This is a genomic window from Streptomyces sp. NPDC025721 (genome assembly GCF_055558595.1).
This window is the reverse complement of sequence record NZ_JBVHMF010000001.1, coordinates 42,183-54,082: the sequence shown is the minus strand read 5'-3', so window position 1 is coordinate 54,082 and position 11,900 is coordinate 42,183. Positions and strand designations below refer to the sequence as shown.

The 11,900-nt window shown below is 69.5% G+C and carries 11 protein-coding genes, 1 tRNA gene, 1 other RNA gene and 3 pseudogenes; 8 read left to right on the top strand and 8 right to left on the bottom strand.

What is annotated here, in order from left to right; all coding sequences use genetic code 11:
- Nucleotides 1-92: 92 nt before the first annotated feature.
- The 5 genes from ACZ4EF_RS00315 to ffs form a co-directional block, all read right to left on the bottom strand.
- Complete coding sequence (locus ACZ4EF_RS00315) at nucleotides 93-758, bottom strand: DUF5063 domain-containing protein (protein WP_391043543.1); 666 nt, start codon at nucleotides 756-758, stop codon at nucleotides 93-95.
- A 91-nt stretch (nucleotides 759-849) separates the two neighbouring features.
- Nucleotides 850-1,449, bottom strand: coding sequence for a recombination mediator RecR (recR, locus tag ACZ4EF_RS00310; protein WP_355335946.1), 600 nt, complete (start codon nucleotides 1,447-1,449; stop codon nucleotides 850-852).
- A gap of 55 nt (nucleotides 1,450-1,504) precedes the next feature.
- Nucleotides 1,505-1,837 (bottom strand): YbaB/EbfC family nucleoid-associated protein, encoded by a 333-nt coding sequence (locus ACZ4EF_RS00305; protein ID WP_391042507.1) that lies wholly within the window; start codon nucleotides 1,835-1,837, stop codon nucleotides 1,505-1,507.
- Between the two features lie 342 nt (nucleotides 1,838-2,179).
- Nucleotides 2,180-4,552 carry a DNA polymerase III subunit gamma and tau gene (locus ACZ4EF_RS00300; RefSeq protein ID WP_467501922.1) on the bottom strand — a complete coding sequence of 791 codons (2,373 nt, stop codon included), beginning with the start codon at nucleotides 4,550-4,552 and terminating at the stop codon, nucleotides 2,180-2,182.
- A 26-nt stretch (nucleotides 4,553-4,578) separates the two neighbouring features.
- Nucleotides 4,579-4,675, bottom strand: an RNA gene (gene ffs / locus ACZ4EF_RS00295) — signal recognition particle sRNA small type.
- Between the two features lie 73 nt (nucleotides 4,676-4,748).
- Between ffs and ACZ4EF_RS00290 the strand changes: the two genes are divergently transcribed.
- Nucleotides 4,749-4,836, top strand: a tRNA-Ser gene (locus ACZ4EF_RS00290).
- Between the two features lie 64 nt (nucleotides 4,837-4,900).
- Here the strand turns inward: ACZ4EF_RS00290 and ACZ4EF_RS00285 are convergent.
- A pseudogene (locus ACZ4EF_RS00285) lies at nucleotides 4,901-5,129 on the bottom strand (site-specific integrase); the annotation flags it as partial.
- A gap of 59 nt (nucleotides 5,130-5,188) precedes the next feature.
- Here ACZ4EF_RS00285 and ACZ4EF_RS00280 point away from each other — a divergent pair.
- Complete coding sequence (locus ACZ4EF_RS00280) at nucleotides 5,189-5,644, top strand: hypothetical protein (RefSeq protein WP_467501920.1); 456 nt, start codon at nucleotides 5,189-5,191, stop codon at nucleotides 5,642-5,644.
- Nucleotides 5,645-5,762: 118 nt separating this feature from the next.
- Here ACZ4EF_RS00280 and ACZ4EF_RS00275 read toward each other — a convergent pair whose 3' ends face one another.
- A complete protein-coding gene (locus ACZ4EF_RS00275; protein ID WP_467501918.1) occupies nucleotides 5,763-6,389 on the bottom strand; it encodes an HAD-IA family hydrolase in 627 nt (208 codons plus the stop codon).
- Nucleotides 6,390-6,544: 155 nt separating this feature from the next.
- On the opposite strand from ACZ4EF_RS00275, the gene ACZ4EF_RS00270 reads away from it, so the two are divergent.
- The 6 genes and pseudogenes from ACZ4EF_RS00270 to ACZ4EF_RS00245 all read left to right on the top strand — a co-directional run.
- The gene (locus ACZ4EF_RS00270) at nucleotides 6,545-7,771 is read left to right on the top strand and encodes a helix-turn-helix domain-containing protein (protein WP_467501916.1); all 1,227 of its coding nucleotides are present in this window, start codon (nucleotides 6,545-6,547) and stop codon (nucleotides 7,769-7,771) included.
- An 80-nt stretch (nucleotides 7,772-7,851) separates the two neighbouring features.
- Entirely contained in the window at nucleotides 7,852-8,091 is a 240-nt protein-coding gene (locus ACZ4EF_RS00265; protein ID WP_467501915.1) for a hypothetical protein, read from the top strand.
- Between the two features lie 161 nt (nucleotides 8,092-8,252).
- Nucleotides 8,253-8,738 (top strand): ATP-binding protein, encoded by a 486-nt coding sequence (locus ACZ4EF_RS00260; protein ID WP_467501913.1) that lies wholly within the window; start codon nucleotides 8,253-8,255, stop codon nucleotides 8,736-8,738.
- A 24-nt stretch (nucleotides 8,739-8,762) separates the two neighbouring features.
- Nucleotides 8,763-9,599, top strand: a complete 837-nt coding sequence (locus tag ACZ4EF_RS00255; protein ID WP_467501911.1) for a DUF6907 domain-containing protein — start codon at nucleotides 8,763-8,765, stop codon at nucleotides 9,597-9,599.
- Between the two features lies 1 nt (nucleotide 9,600).
- Nucleotides 9,601-9,804, top strand: a pseudogene (locus ACZ4EF_RS00250) (helix-turn-helix domain-containing protein); the annotation flags it as partial.
- Nucleotides 9,805-9,883: 79 nt separating this feature from the next.
- Nucleotides 9,884-10,040 (top strand): annotated as a pseudogene (locus ACZ4EF_RS00245) (IS5/IS1182 family transposase); the annotation flags it as partial.
- A gap of 145 nt (nucleotides 10,041-10,185) precedes the next feature.
- Here the strand turns inward: ACZ4EF_RS00245 and ACZ4EF_RS00240 are convergent.
- Nucleotides 10,186-11,508, bottom strand: a complete 1,323-nt coding sequence (locus tag ACZ4EF_RS00240) for a pPIWI-associating nuclease domain-containing protein (RefSeq protein WP_467501909.1) — start codon at nucleotides 11,506-11,508, stop codon at nucleotides 10,186-10,188.
- Nucleotides 11,509-11,900: the final 392 nt, after the last annotated feature.

Below are 11,900 nucleotides of genomic sequence, written 5' to 3'. Positions count from 1 at the left end.
GGCACGATCCGCCCCGCACGTATCGCATGGTGAGATACGTCGCCCGAGGCGTGATCAGCCGCAAGTTTTACGGCCGGAGGCGCGGGGGCGTCCTACGTCGCCGGGCGCAGCCCCAGCGTCCCCAGCTCGGCCTCCATGACCTTGCCCGCCTCCTCGGCCAGCTCCTCCTCGTCGTCCCCGTCGCCGCCGGTGTCCAGGCCGTCCAGCTCGTCCAGCGGGCTGTCCAGCCGTACGTGGGCCACGAGCGACTGGAGCGCGCGCAGGCTGGCACTGGCCGTGGAGCCCCAGTTGGACAGATACGAGAACTGCCACCACCACAGCGCCTCGGAGATCCTCCCGGCCCTGAAGTGCGCGAGGCCGTGTGTGAGATCGGCCACGACATCGGCCATGTCGTCGGAGATACGGCAGGCCACCGGCGTCGACCGCGGCACGTACGGGTCGAAGACCTCGGAGTAGACGTCGATCGGTTCGAGGAGCGCCGCGAGCCGCTGCCGCAGGTCGTCCTCGTCCGGCTCGGGACCGACGTCCGGCTCGTACCGCTCGTCCGGGACGATGTCCTCGTGCGCGCCGAGCCGGCCGCCGGCCAGCAGGAGCTGCGAGACCTCCAGCAGCAGGTACGGGACCGCGCTGTCCGGATCGTCGCCCTTGGCGACCTCGCGGACCGAGAGGATGAAGCTCTCGATCTGGTCCGCGATCTGTACGGCGAACTCGTCCGGTTCCTGCTCCTTGCCCGCCACGTCCTGTGCCCGACCCCGCATCTGGTCCTGCTTCTGCTTCCGGTCCTGCCTCTGGCCCTGCGCCTGAGCCTGCTTCTGGCCCTGGTCCTGGTCCTGCTTCTTCGTCACGGTCTCAGACATCCAGCAACCGCCTCCCTTCGAAGGCCCGCCCCAGCGTGACCTCGTCCGCGTACTCCAAGTCACCGCCCACAGGGAGGCCGCTGGCCAGTCGCGTGACCCGCAGTCCCATGGGCTTCACCATCCGGGCCAGGTACGTCGCTGTCGCCTCGCCCTCCAGATTCGGGTCCGTCGCGAGGATCAGCTCGGTGACGGTGCCGTCCGCGAGACGGCTCAGCAGCTCCCTTATCCGCAGGTCGTCGGGGCCGACGCCCTCAATCGGGCTGATCGCGCCGCCGAGCACGTGGTACTTCCCGCGGAACTCGCGGGTCCGCTCGACCGCCACCACGTCCTTCGGCTCCTCGACCACACAGATCACCGAGGGGTCGCGGCGCGGGTCACGGCAGACCCGGCACTGCTCGTCCTGCGCGACATTGCCGCACACCCCGCAGAACCGCACCTTCGCCTTCACCTCGGACAGCACGTGCGCGAGGCGCCGTACGTCCGCCGGATCGGCCTGAAGGATGTGGAAGGCGATCCGCTGGGCGCTCTTGGGACCCACGCCGGGCAGCCTGCCCAGTTCGTCGATCAGGTCCTGGACCACGCCTTCGTACACGCCGACGAGCCTTCCTCACGGTTTCCGCGGTTCTCCGGTGGGGTTTCCGGAGGGGTCAGAACGGGAGGCCGGGCATGCCGCCCAGCCCCTGGGCGAGCGGGCCGAGCTTGGCCTGCTGGATCGCCTGCGCCGCCTCGTTCGCGTTGTGCACCGCGGCGACCACCAGATCGGCGAGCGTCTCGGTGTCGTCGGGGTCGACCGCCTTGGGGTCGATGACCAGGCCGCGCAGCTCACCGGCGCCGGTCACCTTCGCGGTGACCAGGCCGCCGCCCGCGGAGCCCTCGACCTCGGTCTCGGCCAGCTCCTGCTGGGCCGTGGCGAGGTCCTGCTGCATCTTCTGGGCCTGCTGGAGCAGCGCCTGCATGTTCGGCTGACCACCGGGAATCACGGTTTCACTCCTGACTGGCGTCTGCGGTGCGGTGCCACCTTTTTCGTGACAGGGCGAGCCTACGTGTTCGTACGGCCCAGCGCCCTACGCCGTACGGAGGATCGGAACCGGGCGGAGACCACCCGACGGGAGTACAACGCGTCCACCAGCGGTGGGGTGCCCGAATCCGGTGGTGAACTCGGCCGGGGACGGGTCGGGTCTTGGGCCGGGTCCTGGGCCGGGTCCTGGGCCGCGGACGCGGTCGGGCCCCGCGCCGTGCGTTCAGCCGTGCACCCGCGCCGTGCCCTGTGCGCCGCGCTGAGGGCGCCGCGCCCTGTGCGCCGCGCCCTGTGCGCCGCGCCCTCAGTCGTGCGCGATCTCCTCTATGACCGTGGCGCCCAGCTCCCGCACGAAGAGGTCGTGGCCGCTGAGCGCGGAGTCGACGAGATCCGGGTCGTCGTCCTCGGGGACGTCGTCCTCCAGCGGAGGCGGCATGTCGTCCATGGGGGGCGGCCCGGACTGGTAGGACGCGGACGGCGCCTGGGACGAGGAGTGGGACTGGTACTGACCTTGGCCCGGCCCCTGGTCGTGCCCGTATCCCTGTCCCTGGCCCTGGGACGAGGGGGGTCCGGCCTGGAAGTCCGGTCTCGGGGCGCCCTGGGGCCGGTCCTGCCCCTGGCGACCGGCCGGCGGCTGCGGCGGGCCCGAGGGGCGGGGGGCGCCACCGCCGCCTCCGTAACCGCCGCCTCCGCCCTGCCCGCCCGCGCTCCCGGCGCCGCCGCCCCCGTTCGGGGCCACGATCGCCTCGATCTTCCACTGCACGCCGAGCGCGTCGCTGATGGCGGCCTTGAGTACGTCCTCGCTGCCGCTGTTCGCGAAGCTGTTGCGGGCGCCGGGGTTGTCGAAGCCGACCTGGAGGGTCTCCCCGTCGAAGCCCGCCACCTGGGCGTTGTTGAACAGCAGCATCCAGGTCAGGCGGCGGCGGTTCTTGACCGCCTCCAGGATGTCCGGCCACATCTGGCGCACCCGGCTGGGGTCGCCGAGCGAGGCGGTCGGGGCGGGGGCCTGCGCCTGGGTCTGGGCTGGTGGGGTCTGCGGCGCGGCGGGCGGGGGCGCCTGAGCCGGGGGCTGCGCCGGGGTCCGGTTCTGCGGCTGGCCGGGCGAGGCGGCGGACGGCCAGGCGCCGGGGCGCTGGGCGGGGGGTGCCTGGGCGGGCGGCACCTGGGCCGGGGGTGTCTGGGCGGGGGGCGGCGGCACGGGCGGTGCGGCGGGCGCGGCGGCCTCGGCGGCGGGTGCCTCTGAGGGTACGTACGCGGGTACGGCGGGGGCCGGGGGCTGGGCCTGCGGTTGGACCTGGTGCGGGGGCGGTGCCTGGGCGGGGGCGTACGCCGTACCGTTCTCGCCCGAGGTACGGCCGCCGCCGAGTGCGGCCCTGGCGGCGGCGGGTCCGACGGCCTGCGGCGCGCCCGCAGCCGGACCCGTACCCGGACCCGGACCCGTGCCGCTGGACGGGCCGCCGCCCTGGGCGAATCCGGCGGAGACCCCGGCGGCGACGCCGCGCTCCAGCCGTTCCAGGCGGGCCTGCAACGAGCGCTCGTCCTCGTAGGCGGCGGGCAGCAGCACGCGGGCGCAGATCAGCTCCAGTTGGAGGCGGGGCGAGGTGGCGCCGCGCATCTCCGTCAACCCCGTATTGACCAGGTCGGCGGCGCGGCTCAGCTCGGCGGCGCCCAGCACGGAGGCTTGCGCCTGCATCCGCTCTACCACGTCGCGCGGCGCGTCAATGAGGCCCTTGTCCACGGCGTCCGGGACGGCCGCGATGATCACCAGGTCCCGTAGCCGTTCCAGCAGGTCGGCGACGAAACGGCGCGGGTCGTGCCCGCCCTCGATCACCCGGTCGACGATCTCGAAGACCGCCGCCCCGTCCCCCGCGGCGATCCCGTCCACCACCTCGTCGAGCAGCGCGGCGTCCGTGTAGCCGAGCAGCGCGGTCGCCATGGCGTACGTCACGCCGTCCGCCGCCGCGCCCGCCAGCAACTGGTCCATGACCGACATCGAGTCACGTACCGACCCGGCCCCGGCCCGTACGACCAGCGGATACACCCCGTCCTCCACGGCGATGGCCTCGCGCTCGCACACCTGCGCCAGGTAGTCGCGCAGCGTGCCGGGCGGCACCAGCCGGAACGGATAGTGGTGCGTACGCGACCGGATCGTGCCGATGACCTTCTCCGGCTCGGTGGTCGCGAAGATGAACTTCAGGTGCTCCGGGGGCTCCTCGACCACCTTCAGCAGGGCGTTGAAGCCCTGCGGGCTGACCATGTGGGCCTCGTCGATGATGTAGATCTTGTACCGACTGCTGGCCGGGCTGAAGAACGCCTTCTCCCGCAGATCACGGGCGTCGTCCACACCGCCGTGCGACGCCGCGTCGATCTCGATCACGTCGATCGACCCCGCGCCGCCCCGCGCCAGGTCCACGCACGACTGGCACACCCCGCACGGCGTCGGCGTCGGCCCCTGCTCGCAGTTCAGGCACCGTGCCAGGATCCGCGCGCTCGTCGTCTTCCCGCAGCCTCGCGGCCCGCTGAACAGATACGCGTGATTGACCCGGTTGTTCCGCAGCGCCTGCTGCAACGGGTCAGTGACGTGCTCCTGTCCGATGACCTCGGCGAAGGACTCGGGACGGTAGCGGCGGTACAGAGCAAGGGACACGCCTACGAGGTTATCCGGGCCCACCGACATCCGGCCCCGTCATCCCCGCCGGCCCACGCAAAGACCCCCCACGCACCCGCCAGAGCCCACCTACCCTTGCTGCCTTCCGGCCCTGGGGGAGTTCAGCGAGATAGCGCCACGTGAGGGGCTGCCGCCCACCCTACCCGATCCCCCACCCCCCCATCGAGTTCGCAACCACCCCCCCACGCCCTGTACTGTTCCTCCCGGAGGATTCGCCTAGTGGCCTAGGGCGCACGCTTGGAAAGCGTGTTGGGGGCAACCCCTCACGAGTTCGAATCTCGTATCCTCCGCCATTGCTCTCACCGGGCAATATGCCGATGGCCCCCACCGCTCGCGGTGGGGGCCATCGGTGTCTTCTCAGCCCCCGTTGTCCTGGTTTTTGTCCACAGTGGGCGTTCCCGGGTGGCCCCAGATGGCACCGGCGATCTTCCGCGCCACGTCCTTGAGCATGGCGTCCGGCACGTGGAGGTAGCGCGCCCGCATGCTGGCAGACGTGCCCGGCTCCCACCAAGGGCCGTTTCCAGTCGTGGTAGTCCGTGTTCGGACTCAGCGGGCCGCCCAGAGGTTTGATGAACACGTAAGTTGACCCTCACCCTGGCCGGGGTCAGAGCGTCGGCCCCCGTTGATATCCATGGCGCGTGGACGATGCGACGTCGAGTGCGACCGCCCTCCTGGCCGAGATCTTCCCAGCCCGACGAAGGCGGTCTGCTGCCCCTGGGAGAGAACCCGGACAGCTGGTTCGTCTGGGAGGCGGACTGCTGGATGAGCCCCGAGCCGAGGGACGGCACCGCACCGCGGGTGCCCGGCATCGCCTTCCCACTCACCAAGGAGTGGCAGTGGGAGTACGACTACTCCGACGACACCCTCCACTCGCCGCTGCTCCACGAGACCTACCTGCACGGCTCGGTACTGCTGGGCAAAGGCAGACCAGGCGCGTACTGGACCTTGGTGGTGGCCGGGCCGCAACGCGGCCAGGTGTGGTGGCTCAGAGACGGATGCGCCGCGCCCTACGCCGATGCACCTCAGGATCAGCAAGCAGGCGACGTCCTGACCTGGGCGAGCGACTGGCACACCGGACGAGGCTGGTGGCGAACCGAGTAGAACCGCCACGCCAGGTCGCATGCCGAGCCGCCTTCTTGATCCGGGCCTGTATCTGCCCGTTCCAGATTCTGTTCCGGCGACTTACGAAGGCAGAGGCCACCTGTCGAGTGCCGGGTAGCTACGTCGCTGGCGCGGCGTAATCAAGGAGCGCGTCGAGCTGCGCCACGGTCTCGGCGGCGTCCGTGTGGTGGATCGTACGGATCCCCAGGGCAGCGGCCGGCGGCAGGTTCACCGCGTGGTCGTCCACGAAGACGCATTCCTCCCCGCGCAGTTGGAGCTGTTCCAGGGTACGGAGGTAGATGCCGGGGTCAGGTTTGCGTACGCCGAGCTGTTCGGACAGGACGATCGCGTCCCACTGCCCGTCCCACATGCCCAGTGCTTCGTAGGGATTGAAGGGGGTCAGGCCGAAACTGTTGGAGAGCATGGCGACTTTGATGCCAGCGGCGCGGGCGCGGCGGGCGGCGTCGACCATGCGGGGTTCGAGGTGGAGGTTGGCCAGGGCGCGGCGCATGAGGTCGGTGGGGTCGATGCCGAGGATGCCGCCGATGACCTGGTTCCACTGTTCCTGGGTTGCCTCGCCGACTTCCAGCGCCTTGTAGATCGCCACGCCGTCGGGGTGTTCGTTCAGGGCGCGGGTGTAGGTGCCGGGGGCGAGTCCTTCGCTGCGTTCGAAGGCTTCGCCGTTGAGCCGCATCCGGATGGTGAGGACTCCGCCGAAGTCGAGGATCAGGCCGCGGTAGGTCATTGCTGGCTCCATCGATGTCACTCGCCCCGAGGGACGCGGGCACGCTGTAGCTCGGATGGTAACCGTCGGCCGATCCTCCTCGCCGTCCCGGCCGAAGTCATACGCTGGCGAGGGAAGGCGCAGCAACTGCCGTACGGGCGAGGGGACGTCGGTCCATGACTGTCGAGCAGGACTTCGGTATCGGTGCTCGCATCCGGTACTACCGCGAGCGCCGGGGCCTGTCGCAGAAGGCCATGGCCGAGCTCGTCGGCAAGACGGAGAACTGGGCCTACAAGGTCGAGAGAGGCATGCTGCCCATCGACCGCCTTTCGGTGCTGATCGATCTCGCGCGGGTGCTGCACGTCCGCGACCTCACCGACCTGACCGGCGGCGTCCTGACGGGTGCCGTATCGGGGTCGCCGTCCGAGCACGACGCCGTGCCCGCGATCCGCCGGGTCCTGTCCATGCCGTCGTCGTTGTTGCCGTCCGGGGTCGGCGAGATGCCTGTGGACGACTTCCGGGTGGCTGTGGACGACGCGTGGCGCGTGTACGAGACCCAGACCCGGGACCGGTACGCCGACATCGGCGGCCGGCTGCCGGACCTTCTGCGGCAGGGCTACGCGGCCGTGCGGGATGCGGAGGGCGAGGAAGAGGAGCGGCAGGCGGTGGCGCTGCTGATCTCCGTGTACGGCATGGCGCAGGTCTGGCTGCGGCGCGTCGGCGAGCCGGTGCAGGCTCGCGTGGCGGCCGACCGGGGCGTGGCTCCGGCCGACCAGGTCGGAGACCCGGCGCTGCTCGCGGCGGCCACATGGAGCCTGGCATGCGTACTTACCGCTTCGGGAAATGTGGCCGACAGCGTGGCCCTGGCGCGGGAGACGATCGCCAACTGCCGCCCGGGCGAGGGTGCTTCGGCCGAGTATCTGTCGGCGTACGGAGCGCTTCACCTGTCGGCTGCCGTGGCCGCCGTACGCGATCACCAGGGCCCGGTGGCGTGGGATCTGTACCACGGTGCCGAGCGGGTCGCCGCTCGACTCGGGCACGACCGCAACGACTGGCACACCAGCTTCGGCCCGACGAACGTGGCCATGCACGCCGTGCACCTGCGGGCCGAGGAGGGCGACACGGTGGAGGCGCTGCGGGTGGCCGACAACGTGGACGACAAACCCGAGTTGCCGCTGGAGCGCCGCACGCGCTATCTGATCGAGGTCATGAACTGCAACCGCATCCAGCGCGACGACTTCGCCACCGTCTACATGCTCAAGTGGATCACCGCCCAGTCCCCTGAAGAGGTGGGCTTCTCGCCACTCGTCCGGGAAGCGGTCGCGGACCTGCTCAAGCGCGAAAAGCCCATGTGGCGACAGGATTTGAGAGACGTGGCGCAGCACATCGGGATGACCGCGTAGAGATCTGTACGCCCTGACCGTCGGTCAGCCCTGATTTTTTCTCAGGGTCACTCCGCAACCGTGCTCCTACGGTGCGTGACATGACCAGACGTCACTTACCACTGAGCGGGACGTTACGAGCCTGGCGCATCGAACGCGCCCCGGGCGCGGCCGAGCTGACCCAGGCTGGCCGCGTCACCGTCCCCGTCTGTCTCCGCCGAATCGGCAAGCGTGTCGCCGCCACCGCGACGGTGCTGGTACTCACCGCCGAAGAAGCCGAGGCGCTCTGCGGTGAACTGGTGGCGCTGCTGCACCCCGGCGGCCAGGAGGCCGCGTCATGACCCGGCCACGGCGAACCGCCGCCGACCGCGAACGCCGCCGGGACCTCTTCTCGGCTGCCGCCGGCCTGCATCCGGCGAGCACAACCGTCGCCGATGCGTACCCGGATCCCGGCTGTGAAGACGTCGCGTCTCCTCCGCGCCCGTCGAAAGGAGCCGGCCCCATGGCTTGCACCGCGCACACTGCGACGGATACCACACCTACGGCCCCCGTTCCGGACCTCGCCGAGCCCATCTGCGATGAGTTCGCGGTACGGGTCTCCGGCGCCGCCAACACGGACGGCACCCTTGAACGGGACGTGGACGGCCAGTGGGTGGGGCGGCTTCGCCGTATCAGCGCGGCCAAAGTGCGCGCCTGGGGCCTGGACTCGCTCTTGGACGACGTTCAGTTGCCGGTGAGCGAGCTGGTGACCAATGCGCTGCGGTACGGCGAGGACCGCGAGATCGGGTTCCGTCTCGTGATCACCCTCCAGGGGGTGCTGATCGCAGTGAACGACGGGTCCGGCCGCCGCCCGCGGCTGAGCGTCGTCGACGAGGAGAGCGAGACCGGCCGCGGCCTGTTCCTCGTCGCCGCGATAGCCGACGACTGGGGAGTGAGCCCCGGCGGCACGACCACATGGTGCACGTTGCGCGTCGCGGAGACGCGGTGATGACAGTGCAGGCTCGTCCACCCATTGAGGGGACATCCGTCATGCGCGCCTACCACCGCGCGAACGCGTAACAAGACCCTGCTTCGCACGCCAAGCCTGACCGCCCGGCTCAGCACGAGCACTCCGACGACCAGCACTGCGCGGGACGCCCAGCGAGGCGAGCGTGAAGCGGGACTCCTGGCTCCAGCCCGACAGTGTGGAGCCGCAACCACCAGCCAATACCTTCCCCTCAAGGAGACCGCAATCAACGAGGAGCATGCCGCCCAGGCCCCGCAGCCTGCGGACGCAGTCGGGCAGCCGAGACCGTGGAGCACACCGGGTTTATGGACGATCACCACGACGTCCGGTTTCGCGACGTTCGGCTATCTGCCCGAAGGGGCGGAGGACGATCCCAGCGAGGCCGACGTGCCGCTCGACCTACTGCCGGTACGGCTGGGCGGTATCAACCACCGGAACCTCTTCGAGGGTCCGATGGTGGACCTTACCGCGACGGGCAGCAGGGACGACGCAGAGGAAGACGCGATCTTCGCGGGAAGTATCGACTGCAACCCCTACGACACCGACATACGCCTGCGCGTTCCCGTCGTGAACATCCAGGTCAGTCCCGCCCACTGGATTCTCGGCCTGGACCCGCGCGAACTCGCCGACATCGCGTCGAAGCTGCGCGCCCAGGCCGACTTGCTCCGCGACGAAGTCCTGCCCGCCCTCATCACCGCCCGTGAGGACTGGTTCGCCCACCATCCGGAGCAACCGCTCACCACGTCAGCCCTGCCGCCAGGGCTGGCCCAGGCAGAGGCCACCGCACGGCCCTCATTGCCGCCCTACCCTGTCCGTCACACCGATCACCCCGAGGGACGTTGAGGTGCCCACCCGCCGCCGTAACCGGCCGAGCAGGCTCCACCAGGAGCCCGAGGCAGTCACCTGGGCACGGGAGAAGGCCAGCCTGATCAAGCGGGCACTCGCCGACATGATCGGCATCAGCGAGCAGCTGATGGGCGAGATCGAGTCCGGCTGGCGCTGCGCCACCCCAACGAACCTCATGAAGATCGCCGCTGCACCCAATTGCCCGATCGTCGTACTGGAAAGCAAGCGCGTGGGAGCCGACACTGAGCCGTTCAGCGTGGCCAGTGATCGGGCGACGAAGTCGTCTGGGCAACCGCGCACCCGCCCAGGCCCCGAGCCCCCGTCGAACGCGGCATGGCACGACTGAAGTCCTGGCAGATCTTCTGCAGATCTCGCATCAGCCCCAACCAGATGACCGTCACCGCCAAGGCCGTCCTCCTCCTGGAGAGGCAACGCTAAAGACACTCGTAACGCCCGGTATCTCTCCCCACATTGGCCGGTTGAGCGCTCCCTGGCCTTGGCCGGGTGACGACGCATGGCCGCCAGAGGCGCCCCGCGTCTGTGCTCCGGAACTTGGGACGACCCGGGGGAACAGGCCCAGCCACTACGTGGTGAGAAAGATCAGGGTGAGGATACTTTCGGCGGTCGTTAGCAGTCCGCGGGCCTTGGACAGGTCGCCTGCCGACGCGTGCTTGATGGCCTGTGCCTGGTCGCTTGTCTTCTTCTGCAGGGCGATCAGGCTGTCGGTCATGAGTGATGCCATATCGGCCTCACCTTTGTGACCACGCATGATGAAGCGGATCCGCATGGCGCGAGTGAGCCGACGGTTAGTTGAGTACCACTCTTTCTCCGGGCGCCCCGACGCCGGCAGCCAAGACTCGACCTCGGCGTCTGGTGATGCCGCGCGAAGGGCACGGTCGATGGCTTCGACTGCGCAGTGCGCTGCCATCTCAGCGGCGGCTGGAGGGGCTTCGTGGACGACAGCCCAGCCGCCTTCGAGCATTTCCACGACTGTGCCGTCGACTCGTGCCAGTGCACTGCGGAGGTCTTCCAGCACAGCCAGCCGGCCGGCCTGCTGGGGAGTGAGCAGCAGTTCTTCGACCCGGTCAGCAAGCTCCGTATCTAGGTCTACGTCATCCTGCACGTCCTCGGAACTCAGCGCGTCGGCGCCCAGCAGCCCGTTTACGCCCAAGCCGGAGTACAGGGTGGCGTCAAGCTCGAAGCGGGTCGGGGTGACTCCGAGGTCGACCAAATAGTCGCGGTACCGCAGCAGCGGGCTGGTGCTGACAGCGGACAGAAGACTGCGCCCGTCATCGGCGCGGACCAGCCAGTCCGTCAGATGAACCTGGCTTCGGACCGTGGCACCCAGACCCTTACGGAAGTCGTCGGTAGCCCAGATCGACATCGTCGGTGTCTGGAACAGGGAGCTTTTGAAGATCTCGCCCAGGGCGCTCTCGGTCTGCAGTGCCGCACGCCATGCAGTAATGGTGCCCGAACCGATAATTGACTCGCTGAGCGCAGACGTTGCCTTCAGATAGGCCCGCTGCTCGCCTGCGAGCTGGTCCATCACGCGGAAACTAGCGGCGCTCTGAGCGAAGCTGGCCGAAGCGATGGTCTTCCGGAACTCCTCTGCGACGGCGCCCAAGCTCACGGCATCGGCGACGGCGTCTTTGAGACCCGGCAGAACCGTGCCCTCGGCCATAAGCGCTTTGAACGCCGGCATCCGGCTGATGACCTCGCCATAGGCCGTCCCGAAGTCGGTCAAAGACGAGATGCGTGACTTGGCCAGGCGAAGGTCCGCCGAGGCCGACTTCATTCCCGCAGCCACGTCCGAAACTTCCAGTCCCTTCCACAGTCCGTCTGGGGCTTTCGGGCCCCTGCCCAGGGTGGTCGCCTCTACCTCACCGTCATCTTCGAGAGCAGCCATCCCAGTCCTCCCTGATTTCACGCACCGCGTTCTACGGATCGTACGCGTCGGCCAGGTCAGCGCCGTGGCACTTTCCAGCTGTGACAGCGGCCAGCGGGAAGGAGCCCGGCGTGGCGGCTTCGGCCGGGGGCGGGCAAGGCGCGATTACTCGCCTGCAGCAGACCGAGTTGCAGCGCTGGATGCCGCCGTCCCGTCGCTGTCGCCTTGGCTGTCCAGCGGCCCACCGGTGGCCAGGGCGACGCCGACGCGTCGCTCGCGGTCGTCCACCCGGCGCCAGCGACGCAGGCCGGGACCGAGGAGCAAGAGCAGCGCGGGGCACGGGAGCCCACGGCGCCGTACGAGTGGACAGCGATGCTTCCGCTGTACCAGTACACAGTCCGTCTCTCGAGCAG

What these genes read in the sequence shown, in the direction of transcription:
- ACZ4EF_RS00315 (WP_391043543.1), bottom strand. Translation starts at nt 758, where the DNA reads ATGCGGGGTCGGGCACAGGACGTGGCGGGCAAGGAGCAGGAACCGGAC.
- ACZ4EF_RS00300 (WP_467501922.1), bottom strand. Translation starts at nt 4,552, where the DNA reads ATGTCGGTGGGCCCGGATAACCTCGTAGGCGTGTCCCTTGCTCTGTAC.
- ACZ4EF_RS00280 (WP_467501920.1), top strand. Translation starts at nt 5,189, where the DNA reads ATGCGACGTCGAGTGCGACCGCCCTCCTGGCCGAGATCTTCCCAGCCC.
- ACZ4EF_RS00275 (WP_467501918.1), bottom strand. Translation starts at nt 6,389, where the DNA reads ATGACCTACCGCGGCCTGATCCTCGACTTCGGCGGAGTCCTCACCATC.
- ACZ4EF_RS00270 (WP_467501916.1), top strand. Translation starts at nt 6,545, where the DNA reads ATGACTGTCGAGCAGGACTTCGGTATCGGTGCTCGCATCCGGTACTAC.
- ACZ4EF_RS00265 (WP_467501915.1), top strand. Translation starts at nt 7,852, where the DNA reads ATGACCAGACGTCACTTACCACTGAGCGGGACGTTACGAGCCTGGCGC.
- ACZ4EF_RS00260 (WP_467501913.1), top strand. Translation starts at nt 8,253, where the DNA reads ATGGCTTGCACCGCGCACACTGCGACGGATACCACACCTACGGCCCCC.
- ACZ4EF_RS00240 (WP_467501909.1), bottom strand. Translation starts at nt 11,508, where the DNA reads ATGGCTGCTCTCGAAGATGACGGTGAGGTAGAGGCGACCACCCTGGGC.